The following is a 14416-nucleotide window of genomic DNA, read 5'->3' as shown; positions in this document are numbered from 1 at the left end:
GGGGTGGCCAGGGCCATGCCGGGGAGGCGGAGGGCGCCGGTGAAGGCAACGCGGGTGCCTTTGGAGGTGGCGGTCGCGGCCAGGCCGCCGTGCAGGAAGCGGCTCTGCATCCAGCACCAACCCGGGCGCATGACGATGTCGAAGCGGGCGCGTTGGCCTAGGCGGCCTATGGCCTTCGCTTCGAGGTGTTCGCCGTCGGATCGGGTGATGCGCATCGTGCGGACGTCGGTGAGGAGCATGGGGAGCTCCGTTTCCAGGTCGCTCGCGATGGCCCAGACTTCACTGAAGGTGTTGTCGAAGACCTGTTCGGCGTAGGTGGCGCCGGGGATGGACTCCGCCATGATGCGCAACCGCCTGACGGGGTCGAGGTCGGCCATGGGCCAGTCAGGTTGGTTCATCGCTATTTTCCCCATGCCTTCCGGAAGCCCCGCCGCGCCCGGTGCAGGCGCGACTTGACCGTTCCTGTGGAGATTTCGAGCAGATGGCCGACGGTTCGTTCGTCGAGGCCCTCGACGTCGCGCAGCACGAGTACGGCGCGGTGTTCGGGGGACAGCCGGTCCAGGACGTCGCGGACGTCGGACGCGAGCTGAGGATCGCCTCGTTGGGGGACGGCGTCGAGGTCGAGCGGCTGCGAGGGGGCACCCTGGCGGCGAGCGACCCGGACGGCCTCGCGGACGGCTATGGCCCGCACCCAGCCGAAGAGGGCGGCCGGGTCGCGCAGGCGGGAGATCCCGCGGAAGACGGCGATGAGTGTCTCCTGCGCGGCGTCCGGACCCTCCTGCAGGGCGATCGGGCCGCAGAGCCTGCCGACGTAAGGGGCCAACAGGTCGAGCAGCTCCTGCATGGCCAGGCTGTCGCCCTGCTGCGCCCCCCGGACCAGCGTCGCGACATGGTCGGGTTCTGCCTTCACCCCGGCCCCCCGTCCCGTCATCCTGTTCGAACCTGAGCGCCCGCTGTGGGCGGTGTGCGCGGTGGGCGCGCCTCTTCGCCGGTGGGGAAGAGGGAGCGGATCGTGTCGGCCACCAGCGCGGGGCTGTCGTTAGGAAGGTAGTGGCCGCCGGGGACGGTCCGGCTGTCCAGGGCGTCGGCGTGGCCGGCGGCGCCGGTGAGCATGTCGGGGGCGAGCATGAAGTCGTCGCGGCCGAACAGGATCGTGGTGGGGACGGTGAGGTGCCTGCGCTTGAACCGTCCGGTCGCCAGAGCCGGAATGTCGCGGAGGACGTACTGCCAGTGCAGGGCGCGGCCCGCGTGGGCATGGTGGCGCGCGGATTCCACGAACTCGTCGACGTCATGCCGGGTCCAGGCGGAGGGGTCGGTGACGCCGCGGCGCAGGTGGTAGCGGGTGAAGGCCGGCCAGTGGCGGAGGACGGCGCCGCCGAGCAGGGGGTACTCCCATAGGGCGGTGTGCCACATGCGCCAGGCGTTGCGCAGGACCGCGCGCTGGCGCGGCCATGGGTGGATCATGTTGATGGCGAGGAGGCGGCTGAAGCGGGCGGGTGCGTCCAGGCAGAGGCGGAAGGCCGCCCAGGCGCCCCATTCGTGTGCGACCAGGCCGGCCCGGTCGAGGTCGAGGGCGTCCATGAGGGCCAGGATGTCGGACGCCCGGTCGCGGGTGGCGTAGCCGCGGTACGGTGCGCCGGACCATCCGGCACCGCGTAGGTCTGGCATGAGCAGGCGGTAGTCGTTCGCCAGAAGTGGGACCAGGTGCCGCCACGCGTACCAGTGCTGGGGGAAGCCGTGCAGGAACAGCAGCGGCGGCCCCTCGCCCGCTTCGGCGACGTGGAAGCGGACGCCGCGCGCCTCCACGAAGCGGTGCTCGACTCCGTCCACCGTGGGCATGGGCCGCTGCATGGTGCCTCCCGTTGAGTTCGTCGTTCGTAGGTAAGGGAGGGCCTCATGGGCGGAAACGTTCCACACGGGTTTGAAGATCTTCGCGCGGCATGGATGTCCGGGAGATGATTGAATCGAGCGCTATGTGGCACTCGTCACTGCGATCGTCGCCCTGGCGACGCTGGTACCAGCCCGGGGTGCCCGGCGACATCGACGTCCCGGACGTCCCCGTCACGCGGCTGCTCGACGACGCCGCGGACCGGTACCCGCGCAAGCCCGCGCTGATGTTCTTCGGGCGGCGGACCTGCTACCGCGACCTGCGCGATGCCGCGGACCGGTTCGCCGACGGTTTGCACCGGCTCGGGGTGCAGCCCGGCGACCGGGTGGCGCTGATCCTGCCGAACTGCCCGCAGCAGGTCATCGCGTTCTGGGGCGTCCTGCGCCGAGGGGCGATCGCGGTCCAGCACAACCCCCTGTACACCGAGGAGGAGATGCTCCGCCAGCTCGCCGACTGCGGCGCGCGCGTCGCGGTCGTCCTGGATCGTTCCTATGCGACGGTGCGGGCGGTGCGCGACCGGCTGCGCCTGGACCACATCGTGGTGACGTCACTGGTCGACTACCTCCCGGTGTCCAGGCGGATCGCCCTGCGGCTGCCCCTGGTGCAGGCGCAGCGGCGGCGCGCGGCCATCACCGCGGACGTGCCGGCCGACCCGGGCGTCGTCCCGTTCAAGGATCTGCAGAAGGCGCCACGGCGGAGGGTCGAGCAGTTCCCGCTGGAACCGGCCCGCCATCTGGCGGCGATCCAGTACACCGGCGGGACGGAGGGGCGCCCCAAGGGCGCGATGCTGACGCACCGGAACCTCGTCGCGAACGCCTGCCAGCAGCACGCGTGGGATCTGGAGGGACGTCCCGGCGAGGACGTGACGCTGGCGGTCCTGCCGCTGTTCCACTCGTTCGGCCTGATGAGCTGCCTGGTCGCGCCCGTGATGACGGCCGGGGCGGTGGTGCTGCTCCCCCGCTACGACGGCGATCGCGTGGTCCGCGCGATACGCAAGTACCGGCCGACCATCTTCCCGGGCGTTCCGACGCTGTTCGAGCAGGTGCTCGACAGCCCCCGGTTCCGGCCGGGCGACCTGCGCTCGCTGCGCATCCACATCTCCGGTGCCATGGGGCTGACGCAGGGCACGATCGACAGGCTCGACCGGCACGGCGCCAAGGGCCTGATCAACTGCTACGGGCTCACCGAGGCGTCCCCGGCGGTGACCGGGAACCCGCTGGGGGGCGGTGCGCGCAACCTGACGGTCGGGGTGCCGCTGCCCCTGACCGACGCCGTCATCGTCGACCAGGACGAGCCGACGAAGGTCCTGCCTCCGGGCGAGACGGGGGAACTCGTCGTGCGCGGGCCGCAGGTGTTCGCCGGCTACTGGAACGCGCCCCTCGCGACCGCGCAGACCCTGTCGAAGGGCTGGCTCCGCACGGGTGACATCGCGGTGATGGACGAGAAGGGTTTCATCACCATCCTGGAACGCCAGCGGGACATGATCAAGATGAGCGGCTTCACCGTATTTCCGTCCGAGGTGGAGAAGGTGCTGCGCCGCCATTCCGCCGTGTACGACTGCGCCGTGGTCGGTGTGCCGGACGCCCGGCGCGGCGAGCGCATCATCGCCCACGTGGTCGAGCATCCCGCGTACCCCTTCTCGGCGGACGAGCTGCGGCGGCACTGTGAGCGGTACCTGTCGCACTACAAGGTGCCGACGGAGTTCCTTCCGCGGACGGATCTGCCTAGGAACATGCTCGGGAAGGTCGTCCGGCAGCGGCTGCGGGAAGAGTTCGTCGAGTCGACCCCGCCTAGGAGGATGAGGTCGGCGCAGAGTGGTTGACTGGTCCGGTGCACACCGAGACCGCCCAGTCCGGGCTTTTCGCCCGGCTCGTTGACATCGGCCGTGAGCAGGCCCCTGGCGGCGGCCCCCCGGAGACGCTGTACGACCGGCACGGTGTGCTCGTGGTTCGGGTCGGCGACGTGGTCGTGAAGGCGCACCAGGCGGACCGCGAGTACGGGGACCCGTTCCTCGAACGGATACGCCTGGCCGAGTCGCTGCAGGATGTCGTGGTCGGACCGCTAGGCTCGCCGCTCTGCGTGGAAGGCCGGACGGTCACGCTCGCCACGTTCGGCGAGCCCGTCGATCCGGCTCAGGACCTCCCCTGGGAGGACGGCGCCCGCCTCCTGGCGGACCTCCACTCCAGGACCGTCCCGGTCAATGCACCGTCGTGGGGACGTCCGACACGTGTGGCACGCCTCGTGTCCCGCCTAGCGGACGGCCCTGCCGAGACCCAAGTACGAAACGCTTTCACCACGCTTCCCGCATGGATACGCGGCGAGGAGGCCGAGCCTTCAAGCAGTGCCCCGTCGCTCATTCACGGCGACTGGCATCTGGGCCAGATGGTGCGCACACCCGGCGGACACTGGCGGCTCATCGACATCGAGGACCTCGGCAAGGGTGACCCTGCGTGGGACCTCGCCCGCCCTGCCGCGCTCTACTCCGCAGGAGTCCTCCCACCGGACGATTGGGAGCGTTTCCTGGGCGCCTACCGGGATGCGGGTGGCCCGGCCGTGCCCGCACACGGCGACCCGTGGACGACCCTGGACGTTCCCGCCCGAAGTCTGGCGATCCAGATCGCCGCCACGTGCGTCATATCCGCGGGGAGGGAAGATCGGCCACTCGACGGGCCGGAGCAGGCGATGGTCGATGCCTGCCTGAGAATATCCGCAGCGAGGGACGCGGCATGACGTGGCGCGAAACCTGCCCTACATTTAGCCTCTACCTGGGGATCCATACCGGAAGGATGACAAGGCGATGCACTGCCCTAAGTGTCGTGGCGTGATGCGGACCTACACCCGCAGCGGCGTCCACATCGAGCAATGTGACAGCTGCCGGGGCGTCTTCCTCGACTACGGCGAGCTTGAGGCCCTGGCCCAGATGGAGTCGCAGTACCGGGCGGCCCCTCCGCCGGCCGCGGCGCCGGGGTGGGGAGCACCGGGAGGGGCGGTCCACCACCATCACCACGGTGGACACCACCGCCCGCACCACGGCAGCGTGTTCCACATGCTCTTCTCGACCTGAGCAGCCCGCCACGGCCCGCCCCCAAGGGGAGGCGGGCCGCGGCGCGCGGTCAAAGGCGCGGGTCCACGGGCTCGGACTCCAGCGCCAGCACGGCGAACACCGCCTGGTGGACGCGCCACAGCGGTTCCCCGCCGGCGAGCCGGCCGAGGGCCTCGGTTCCGAGCGCGTGCTCGCGCATCGCCAGGGACCGCTTGCGCCCGAGCGACCTGCGGCGCAGCCGGTCGAGGTTCTCCGGCTCCAGGTAGTCCGGGCCGTAGATGATCCGCAGGTACTCCGCCCCGCGGCACTTGACGCCGGGCTGGACCTTGATCCCCTCCGGCAGCGGCCCGAGCGGTTTGACGACCATGCCCTCGCCCCCGGCGGCGGTGAGCTTCTCCCACCATTCGACGGCGGCGGCCTCCGACTGAGGCGAACCCAGGTCGACCGTCACCGACCGCGTCCGCTGGACGAGTTCGCTTGGATCGTTGTCCGCGAGTCGTTCGGCGACGGCCATGTGCCACTCGTGGTCGCGTGCGTCCGCCCAGGAGCGGCCCTCCCCGGCCAGGATCTGGAACGGGGCGAAGCGGATGCCGGTCAGGCCGTCCACCGTCCAGCAGTAGCGCGCGTAGGCGTCCCGGAACCTGGACGCGTTGGCGGCGCGCCGGTCGACGCGTTCGCGGAGCCCGCCGAGGTCGAGACCGCGTGCGTCCGCGCGCGCGAGGACGTCGGACGCCATGGGCAGGGCGGCGCGGGCGGCGGCGCCGGTCGCGGCGTACTGCGTGCGGATGAGGTCCATGGCCTTGGCCGACCACGGCAGCAGTTCGCCGTCGATGACGAGCCAGCCGGTGTCCAGCTCCTCCCAGAGCCCGGCGGCGCCGATCGCGGCGCGGAGCCGGTCCAGTACCTCGGCAGTGCGGGAGGGGTCGCGGAAGAAGGAACGCCCGGTCCGGGTGTAGACGGCCCCGGTCGTCCCGTCGGTCACGCCGAAGCGTTCCACCGCCACTGAGGCGTCGCGGCAGACGACCGCGACGGCACGCGAGCCCATGTGCTTCTCTTCGCACACCGCACGGACGACGCCCTTGTCCCGGTAGGCGGCAAGGGCCTCCGCCGGGTGTTCCAGATATCCGGGCAGAGACGACGTCTCGGCAGGGGCCATGGTGGGCGGCAGGTAGACGAGCCAGCGCGGATCCACGGCGAACCGGCTCATCACCTCCAGCGCGGCCAGCGCGTTCTCCTCGCGGACGGTGACGCGACCCATCAGACGGGTCTCGACGCCCTGGTTGCCTAGGACGTCCCCGATGTTGAGGACGTCGTTCTCCCGGTGGCCACCCGTGCTGGCCCCGGCCGGAGCCTCCAGCGGACGCGTCGGCTCGTACCAGACCTGCCTGGCCGGAACCGACACCAGCTCACGCTCCGGATAGCGCAGCGCGGTCAGCTTTCCGCCGAACACCACACCGGTGTCCAGGCAGATGGTGTTGTTGACCCATTCCGCTTCCGGGACGGGAGTGTGCCCGTAGACGACCATGGCCTTGCCCCGGTAGTCGCGCGCCCACGGGTAACGCACCGGCAGACCGTATTCGTCGGTCTCCCCCGTGGTGTCGCCATAGAGCGCGAACGAGCGGACGCGCCCGGACGCACGACCGTGGTAGTCCTCCTTGAGCCCCGCGTGGGCCACGACCATGCGACCACCGTCCAGGACGTAGTGGCTGATGAGACCGTCCATGAAACGCAGCGCATCGTCGCGGAAGTCCTCTTCCTGGGCGGCGAGCTGTTCCAGTGACTCGGCGAGGCCGTGCGCGACGCGCACCTTGCGTCCGCGCAGAGCACGGATGAGTTTCGCCTCGTGGTTGCCCGAGACGCACAGCGCGTCGCCGGCGGCCACCATCCCCTTGACCAGACGCAGGACGCCAGGCGTGTCGGGGCCGCGGTCGACGAGGTCTCCGACGAACACGGCGCTGCGTCCACCCGGATGGTTCGCTCCAACGGCGCGTGCCTGCGCGTCCCTGTCGATCTCGTAGCCGAGGCCGGTGAGGAGGTCCTCCAGTTCGGCGCGGCAGCCGTGCACGTCGCCGATGACGTCGAACGGGCCGGTCAGCTCCCGCTTGTCGTTCCACGCCTTCTCGTACGCGATCGTCGCGGCGTCGATCTCCTGGGGGCCGGTCAGGACGTGGACGCGGCGGAACTCGCGGCCGAGCGAGCGCATGCCGCGCCTCAGCTCGCGCCGCTGGCGCGGAATGACGTGCGGGGCCAGGTCCCGCTCCGGGCGGGCCGCGTTCCGCTCGGCAGCGAGCCTCTCAGGGACGTCCAGCACGATCGCGGCCGACAGGACGTCGTGCTCCTTGGCGACCCGCAGCAGCGCCTCCCGCGCCTTGCTCTGCACGTTGGTCGCGTCCACCACGGTCAGCAGCCCGCGCCGCAGCCGCTTGGCCACGATGTAGTGCAGCAGGTCGAACGCGTCGCCGGTGGCGGACTGGTCGTTGTCGTCGTCCGACACGACCCCGCGGCAGAAGTCGGACGACACCACCTGCGTGGGCTTGAAGTGCTTGCGCGCGAAGTGCGACTTGCCCGATCCGGACACGCCGACGAGCACGACGAGGCCCATCTCCGGGACCCGGATCTCGGTCATTTGGTGAACACCCCCATCTGCGTCGGTGCGCCGACCTCGGGGTCGTCGTCGCCGACGGGTACGTACCGGACGCGGTAGCCGTGCGCGGCGGCGGCCTGGCCGGCCCACGCGCGGAACTCGGCCCGCGTCCATTCGAAACGGTGGTCGGGATGGCGCATCGCCCCGGGCGCCATCCCCTCGTACCGGACGTTGTGCTCCGCGTTCGGCGTCGTCACGACCACCACGCGGGGCGCGGCGTGCCCGAACACGACTCGCTCGACCGCGCCGAGGCGAGGCGGGTCGACATGCTCGATGACCTCCATCAGGACCGCCGCCTCGTAGCCGCGGAACCGTTCGTCCGCGTAGGTCAGCGCGCCCTGGAAGACGTCCCGGACACGGTCGCTCTCCCGGCGCGGCTGCTTGTCCCAGTGGAGCCGACGCCAGGCGTGGCCTAGTGCGCGGTACGAGACGTCCGTTCCGGAGATCTCGCTGAAGAAGTCGTCCTTGGCCAGCTGCGCGATCAGCTTCCCGGAGCCGCAGCCAAGGTCGATGACCCGGCGGGCGTTCTCGCCGTGGAGCGCTTGCACGACCGACTGGAGGCGGCGTTCGGCCAGCGAAACGGGCCGCGGGTCCTCCGAGGACGCCTCTTCCTCGACCTCCACGGGGTCGAGTGCCTCATCCGGCGCGTCCTCCGCGTCGGCGAGCCGGCCCAGCGCGGTACGGACCAGAGCTCGCCGGTTGGCGAGATAGCGGCGCGTGATGGCTCCGCGGTCGGGATGCGCGCCCAGCCACCCCTCCCCTGCCCGGATGAGCTTGTCGACCTCGTCCGACGCCATCCAGTAGTGCTTGGCGTCGTCCAGGACGGGAAGCAGCACGTACAACTGGTTGAGCGCGTCGGCCAGGCGGACCGTCCCGGTCAGCGTGAGCGTCACGTACCGGGAGTCGCCCCACTCGGAGAACTCCGGATCGAGCGGGACGGGCACGGCCGACACGTTCCAGCCGAGCGGCGCGAAGAACCGCTCCACCTGCCCTGCCCCGCCCCTACACGGCAGCGCCGGAAGGACGATTTCGAGCGGGATCGGCGCAGCCGCCAGTTCTGGACGGGCGTCGCACCGCCCGCGCATGGCTGTGCGGAAGACGTTCGCCATGGCCGACGCCAGCAGGGACGACGCCGCGTAGGGGCGGTCGTTCACGTACTGGCCGAGGGAGAAGTCGGGTGTGCTCTTGCCACGCGTGCGCACGAGCCTGACCGGGTCGACGTCCAGCAGCAGAGCCGCCGTGCACCGATGCTCCTCCGCGTCCGGGTAGAAGACGTGCGCCGTACCGAAGGACTGGTCGAAACGCTGCACCCGGCCGGGATGCTTGTACAGGAGGAATCCCAGGTCGGTCGCCTGGTCCATGGTGGTCGTGATCGTCAGAAGCACGCCCCAAGTGTGGCGGACCGGCCCGAACCTCCCCCATCTTTTTTGCGGAGCCGCCCGCCTAGGGGACGGACGGGCCCTTCACGAACCGGCCCTTCCGGTCGTACGGCCAGCCGTTGATCTTGCAGCCCTTCAGCCCGAAGATCTGCTGCTGCATGACGGGCGCGAGGCGGCCGCGTCCCGAGCAGGTCATGTGCCCGAACCCGAGCCGGTGGCCGACCTCGTGGTTGATGGTCAGCGCGTGGTAGTGCTCCGGCTGGCCGCGGTAGTAGGTGGTGAGCAGCAGCCAGCGCTTCAGGTTCACGATGACCTGCTTGCCCGCGCTGCAGTTGACCTTGCCCTCGGTCGTCATCCCGTAGGCGCCGCAGATCTTGTCGACGGTGCCCGGCGAGGCGAGCTTCACGACGAAGTCGTACGGGCCCGAGTTGACGCGCTTGAACGCCCACTTGCCGCCGGCCGTCCAGCCGCGCGGGTCGGCGAGGATCTCGTCCACGCTCCGCGCGAAGGCGGCGGGGTCCTGCCGCAGGCCGCCCTCGACCTCGACCATGTAGCGCATCAGCTTGCCGTGCCCGTGCACCTTGCCGCTCGTGGCGGGACGGGTGAACTTCCCCGACCCCTTGGCGGGGATGTACGGGGTCTTCTTGGGCTTGACGATGGGCGCGTCGGACGGCTCCGCCTCGATCCTGGCGCCGTCCGGCGGCGGCGTACCGCTCTTGCCCGCCTTGGCGGACGTGCCGCGGGCCGACGCCGAGCCCGGCAGGAGGTACCAGGCGAGCGCCCCGCCCAGCCCGATCACCAGGACGAGCGCCAGGACTCCGGCGATCATCCCCCGCTTCCGGCCTCGCCGCGCCCGCTCGAACTCCGCGTCGAGGTCGCCGAGCGTCCCCCGTCCGGACCGTCCGGTACGCGATCTCGTGGGCTGCATGGGGGGCCAGCATGCCAGAAATGATCATAAAAGGGTTTGCGGTCGGGTTCGCCCGGCCAGCAGAATCCGAGGCGACATGAGCAGACATCCCCGCCGGACGACCGCGCAGGAGACCGTGGCCATCCTCGAGCGCGGCGACTATCCGGGCCCCTCGGGCCGCACCGTCTCGATCGCCGCGGGCCTCGCCGCCGCGGTCCGGCGCACTGTCCTATACCGGCCAGCCGAACTGGACGCGCTCCTCGCGGACCTCCCCGCGGCCGGCGCCGAGACCCGCATCGAGGTCACCGACGAGACGACGCTCGCCGCCGCGCACCGGCTGCGCGGCCAAGGGACGGTCCCGTTCGCCCTCAACTTCGCCTCGGCGAAGAACCCGGGCGGCGGGTTCCTGAACGGAGCGCACGCCCAGGAAGAAGGGCTGGCACGCTCGTCCGGCCTGTACGAGACGTTGCGGTCGGCCAGGGAGTTCTACGACTTCCACCGCGCGCAAGGCGATCTCCTCTACAGCGACCACATGATCTACTCGCCCGACGTTCCGGTGTTCCGGGACGACTCCGGCCGCCTGCTTGAGGAGCCGTACGACGTCGCCTTCCTGACGTCGCCCGCACCGAATCGCGGCGCGATCCGGGACGCCGCCAAGGCCGAGCAGATCCCCGCCGTCCTGCGGCTGCGGGCCCGCAAGGTCCTCGCCGTGGCACTGGCCAACGGGCACAGCCGGCTCGTTCTCGGCGCCTGGGGCTGCGGCGTGTTCCGCAACGACCCGGCAGAGGTCGCCGAGGCGTTCGCAGAGCCGCTGCGTCCGGGCGGAGAGTTCGCCGGACGGTTCGAGCACGTCGTCTTCGCCGTCTGGGACACCGCCAAGGGCTCCCCCAGGCACACCGCCTTCCAGCACGTCTTCGCCTAACCGGGGCGTTCCTCGTCCTCGACGTAGGACGCGATGCCCCGGACGAGGAGGCCGAGGCCGAACTCGAACCGCTGCTCGCCGTCCATCGCGATGAGCTCGTCCACCATCCCGCTCACGACGGGATAGCGATCCGGCGGCAGGGCGTTGAAGTACGCGCGGACCTCCCCGATGTACTTCTGGAAGTACTCCCAGGGGTCCGCGCCGGGGGGCGCCTTCGTCAGATGGATCGTGTCCTCGATGGCGCCCGCGTCGAGGAACATGCCCAGGGTGTCCACGGCGATGCCCGCGATCTCTTTCGGGACGCCGCCCGCCCTCATCAGCGCGAGTTGCGCCTCCGCGACGTCCAGCAGGTGCGGGCCGGTCGGGACCATCCCCATGGACACCATGGCGATGTCGCGGTGCGAGGTGAAGACGCGGCGGATCTCGCTCGCCAGCTCGTGCAGCTGCTCCTGCCAGCGCTCCGGGTCGGGGACGGGGAGCCTGATCTCGGCGGCGACCCGGTCGAGCATCAGCTCGCGCAGCTCCTCCTTGCCCGAGACGTGGGCGTAGAGGGAGGCCGGGCCGGTCCCGAGCTCCTGCGCGACGCGGCGCATGGTCACCGCCTCCAGCCCCTCGGCGTCCAGGACGCGGATCGCCGTGTCGACGATGAACTCCTGGGTGAGCGGCTGCCTGGGCGGCGCGGTCCTGCGCGGCTTACGTCCGGGCGGCGTCGGCAGCTCCGGTTCCGGGCGTGTGGTGGCCACGTCGGGTCCTCCCAATCTCGCGATACATCTTGACTATCGCGAAACGCGATATATCTTCTCTACTAGAGAGAGAATCTGATGCGACACGAACATCGTACTTGACACGAACAAGGTTCGGCCATAGAACGTTGTTCGTAAGCAACGAACACCGTTCTTCGGAGATGGTCATGACCGACACATTGACGTCCCCCGCGCGGGGCACCGCGGACGCCGGCTACCGCTGGCGCTGGGTCGCCCTGTTCGTGATCCTCGCCGGCGAGATCATGGACATGCTGGACGCGCTGATCACCAACATCGCCGCCCCCACGATCCGCGCCGAGCTCGGCGGCTCCGCCACCACCATCCAGTGGCTCGCCGCCGGATACACCCTCGCCATGGCCGTCGGGCTCATCACCGGCGGACGCCTCGGCGACCTCTACGGGCGCAAGCGGATGTTCGTCATCGGCGCGGCCGGCTTCACGGTCGGCTCGCTGCTGTGCGGCGTCGCCGTCTCCCCCGGGATGCTCATCGGCGCCCGCGCCGTGCAGGGCCTGTTCGGCGCGCTGATGCTGCCGCAGGGCATCGGGATGATCAAGCAGATGTTCGCCGCCAAGGAGATGGGCGCCGCGTTCGCCATGTTCGGCCCCGTGATGGGCCTGTCGTCGGTCGGCGGCCCGGTGCTGGCCGGCTGGCTGATCGACGCCGACCTGTTCGGCACCGGCTGGCGGATGATCTTCCTGATCAACCTGCCGATCGGCGCCGCCGCCGTGCTGGCCGGGCTGAAGTACCTGCCCGCCGGGCGCGCCGAGCACGCGACCCGCCTCGACCTCACCGGCGCCGCGCTGGCGTCCCTCGGCGCCGGCCTGCTGATCTACCCGCTCGTCCAGGGCCGCGAGCACGACTGGCCCGCCTGGACGTTCGCCATGATGGCCGCCTCCCTCGTCGTCTGGGGCCTGTTCACCTGGTACGAGACCCGCAAGCAGCGCGCCGGCGGCGACCCGCTGATCGTCCCGAGCCTGTTCCGCAAGCGCGGCTTCACCGGCGGGCTCGTCCTCGGCGTGGTGTTCTTCTCCGGCGTGGCGGGCCTCGGGCTCGTGCTGTCGCTGTTCTTCCAGCTCGGCCTCGGCTACTCCCCGCTCAAGGCGGGCCTCGCGCAGATCCCCTGGTCGGCCGGCATCATCATCGGCTTCGGCGTCATGCAGGCCGTGCAGCGCTTCGGCCGCGCGGTGATCCACGCGGGCGCCGTCATCATGGCGGCCGGCATCCTCGGGCTCTACGCGACGCTGCAGTACGCCGGCGTCGAGGTGACCCCGTGGCAGCTCATCCCCGCTCTGACCGTGACCGGCCTCGGCATGGGCCTGCTGATGGGGCCGTTCTTCGACACCGTGCTGGCGGGCGTCGAGCCGGAGGAGACCGGCTCGGCGGGCGGCACGCTCACCGCCGTCCAGCAGCTCGGCAGCGCGCTCGGCGCCGCCGTGCTCGGGACGATCTTCTTCGGCCTGCTGGGCGGGCACGTCGCGACCGCGGCCGACGACGGCGCCGCCGGGCTGCGCAAGGACCTCGCCGCCGCGTCCGTGCCCGCCGCGCAGCAGGACCGCGTCGTGGCCGGCCTGCGCGACTGCGGCCACGACCGCGCCACCGCCAAGGACGCTCAGAAGACCCCGGCGTCCTGCGTGCGCCTCCAGGACGGCGTCAAGGCCGCCGTCGCCGCCGCGCCGCAGTCCGCGCCCGCCGTCCAGAAGGCGGTCGCGGACGCCGGCGAGCACTCGGCCAAGGTCGGGTTCAGCGACGCCATGAAGATCACGCTGTTGGTCGAGGCCGGGCTCCTCGGCCTCAGCTTCCTGGCGACGTTCCTGCTGCCGATGCATGCCCGCCCGGAAGAGGAGACCGCCTGACCGGACGAAGAAGCCCGCGGCGTGGGGACTCCCCCCGCCGCGGGCTTCCGGCATGTCAGACCTTGCTCAGCACTTCCGAGGCCAGCAGCTCCAGGTGCTCCAGGTCATGGAGATCGAGAACCTGCAGGTAGACGCACTCCGCCCCCAGCTCGCCGAACCGGCCGATCTTGTCGACCAGCTCCGCCGGGGTGCCGGCGAGGCCGTTGCCGCGCAGCTCGGAGACCTGCCGCCCGATGGCGCCGGCGCGGCGCTCCAGCTCGGCCTCGTCCCGCCCGCAGCAGACGACCTGCGCGGCCGAGTAGACGACCGGCCTCGTCCGGCCCGCCTCCGCGCACGCCGCCCGGACCCGGTCGAACGCGGCGCCGGTGTCCTCGACCTGGTGGAACGGGACGTTGTACTCGTCGGCGTAGCGGGCCGCAAGCCGCGGCGTCCGCTTCGCCCCGATCCCGCCGATGATGATCGGCGGGCCGCCCGCCTGGGCCGGCTTGGGCAGCGCGGGCGAGTCCGCCAGCGCGTAGTGCTTCCCGCTGAACGAGTAGGTGTCCCCGTCCGGCGTCCCCCACAGCCCGGTGAGGATCTCGAGCTGCTCCTCCAGCCGCTCGAACCGCTCCCCCAGGCTCGGGAACGGGATGCCGTAAGCGGTGTGCTCCTGCTCGAACCAGCCGGTGCCGAGCCCGAGGTCGACGCGTCCGCCGCTCATCTGGTCGACCTGCGCGACCGAGATCGCGAGCGGGCCCGGATACCGGAATGTCGCGGCCGTGACCAGCGTGCCGAGCCTGATCCGGCTCGTCTCCCTGGCCAGCGCGCCCAGGGTGACCCAGGAGTCGGACGGGCCCGGCTCCCCGGTCACGTCGCCCATCTTGACGTAGTGGTCCGAGCGGAAGTACGCGTCGAAGCCGAGGTCCTCGGCCGCCTTGGCAACGGCCAGTTGTGTCTCGTAGCTCGCCCCCTGCTGGGGCTCAGTGAAGATCCGAAGTCGCATGACCCCATCCTCGTACGAAACCGGCGGCGGCCGC

Annotated in this window: 13 protein-coding genes; 5 read left to right on the top strand and 8 right to left on the bottom strand. The window is 71.0% G+C overall.

Features of this window, described 5'->3' with window-relative positions; translation table 11 throughout:
* The 3 genes from E1293_RS18335 to E1293_RS18325 form a co-directional block, all read right to left on the bottom strand.
* Nucleotides 1-377 (bottom strand): hypothetical protein (locus tag E1293_RS18335; protein ID WP_207938914.1); only part of this gene is annotated, 377 nt, incomplete at its 3' end.
* Nucleotides 378-400: 23 nt separating this feature from the next.
* Complete coding sequence (locus E1293_RS18330) at nucleotides 401-931, bottom strand: RNA polymerase sigma factor (protein WP_132198633.1); 531 nt, start codon at nucleotides 929-931, stop codon at nucleotides 401-403.
* Nucleotides 928-1851: an alpha/beta fold hydrolase gene (locus E1293_RS18325; RefSeq protein WP_132198632.1), complete on the bottom strand. Its 924-nt coding sequence runs from the start codon at nucleotides 1849-1851 to the stop codon at nucleotides 928-930. The genes E1293_RS18330 and E1293_RS18325 overlap by 4 nt, the downstream gene beginning before the upstream one ends.
* Before the next feature lie 176 nt (nucleotides 1852-2027).
* On the opposite strand from E1293_RS18325, the gene E1293_RS18320 reads away from it, so the two are divergent.
* The 3 genes from E1293_RS18320 to E1293_RS18310 all read left to right on the top strand — a co-directional run bounded on the left by E1293_RS18320 (nucleotide 2028) and on the right by E1293_RS18310 (nucleotide 4952).
* Nucleotides 2028-3710 (top strand): AMP-binding protein, encoded by a 1683-nt coding sequence (locus E1293_RS18320; protein ID WP_243716311.1) that lies wholly within the window; start codon nucleotides 2028-2030, stop codon nucleotides 3708-3710.
* An 8-nt stretch (nucleotides 3711-3718) separates the two neighbouring features.
* Complete coding sequence (locus E1293_RS18315; RefSeq protein WP_207938913.1) at nucleotides 3719-4618, top strand: phosphotransferase family protein; 900 nt, start codon at nucleotides 3719-3721, stop codon at nucleotides 4616-4618.
* Between the two features lie 94 nt (nucleotides 4619-4712).
* The gene (locus tag E1293_RS18310) at nucleotides 4713-4952 is read left to right on the top strand and encodes a TFIIB-type zinc ribbon-containing protein (RefSeq protein ID WP_243716310.1); all 240 of its coding nucleotides are present in this window, start codon (nucleotides 4713-4715) and stop codon (nucleotides 4950-4952) included.
* A gap of 49 nt (nucleotides 4953-5001) precedes the next feature.
* On the opposite strand, the gene E1293_RS18305 is transcribed toward E1293_RS18310, so the two are convergent.
* From E1293_RS18305 to E1293_RS18295, 3 genes are read right to left on the bottom strand one after another with little or no spacing between them, the layout of a single operon-like run.
* Nucleotides 5002-7557 (bottom strand): polynucleotide kinase-phosphatase, encoded by a 2556-nt coding sequence (locus tag E1293_RS18305; RefSeq protein WP_132198628.1) that lies wholly within the window; start codon nucleotides 7555-7557, stop codon nucleotides 5002-5004.
* A complete protein-coding gene (locus tag E1293_RS18300) occupies nucleotides 7554-8960 on the bottom strand; it encodes a 3' terminal RNA ribose 2'-O-methyltransferase Hen1 (RefSeq protein WP_132198627.1) in 1407 nt (468 codons plus the stop codon). The genes E1293_RS18305 and E1293_RS18300 overlap by 4 nt, the downstream gene beginning before the upstream one ends.
* A 58-nt stretch (nucleotides 8961-9018) precedes the next feature.
* Entirely contained in the window at nucleotides 9019-9882 is an 864-nt protein-coding gene (locus E1293_RS18295) for a DUF3152 domain-containing protein (RefSeq protein WP_243716309.1), read from the bottom strand.
* Nucleotides 9883-9958: 76 nt separating this feature from the next.
* Between E1293_RS18295 and E1293_RS18290 the strand changes: the two genes are divergently transcribed.
* Nucleotides 9959-10783: a TIGR02452 family protein gene (locus E1293_RS18290; protein ID WP_132198626.1), complete on the top strand. Its 825-nt coding sequence runs from the start codon at nucleotides 9959-9961 to the stop codon at nucleotides 10781-10783.
* Here the strand turns inward: E1293_RS18290 and E1293_RS18285 are convergent.
* Nucleotides 10780-11526, bottom strand: coding sequence for a TetR/AcrR family transcriptional regulator C-terminal domain-containing protein (locus tag E1293_RS18285; protein ID WP_132198625.1), 747 nt, complete (start codon nucleotides 11524-11526; stop codon nucleotides 10780-10782). The genes E1293_RS18290 and E1293_RS18285 overlap by 4 nt on opposite strands.
* A gap of 167 nt (nucleotides 11527-11693) precedes the next feature.
* On the opposite strand from E1293_RS18285, the gene E1293_RS18280 reads away from it, so the two are divergent.
* Complete coding sequence (locus E1293_RS18280) at nucleotides 11694-13400, top strand: MFS transporter (protein WP_243716308.1); 1707 nt, start codon at nucleotides 11694-11696, stop codon at nucleotides 13398-13400.
* A 55-nt stretch (nucleotides 13401-13455) separates the two neighbouring features.
* Here E1293_RS18280 and E1293_RS18275 read toward each other — a convergent pair whose 3' ends face one another.
* Entirely contained in the window at nucleotides 13456-14382 is a 927-nt protein-coding gene (locus tag E1293_RS18275) for an LLM class F420-dependent oxidoreductase (RefSeq protein ID WP_132198623.1), read from the bottom strand.
* Nucleotides 14383-14416: the final 34 nt, after the last annotated feature.

It is taken from the genome of Actinomadura darangshiensis (genome assembly GCF_004349235.1).
Lineage (GTDB): Bacteria > Actinomycetota > Actinomycetes > Streptosporangiales > Streptosporangiaceae > Spirillospora > Spirillospora darangshiensis.
This window is presented reverse-complemented; position numbering and strand designations above follow the sequence as displayed.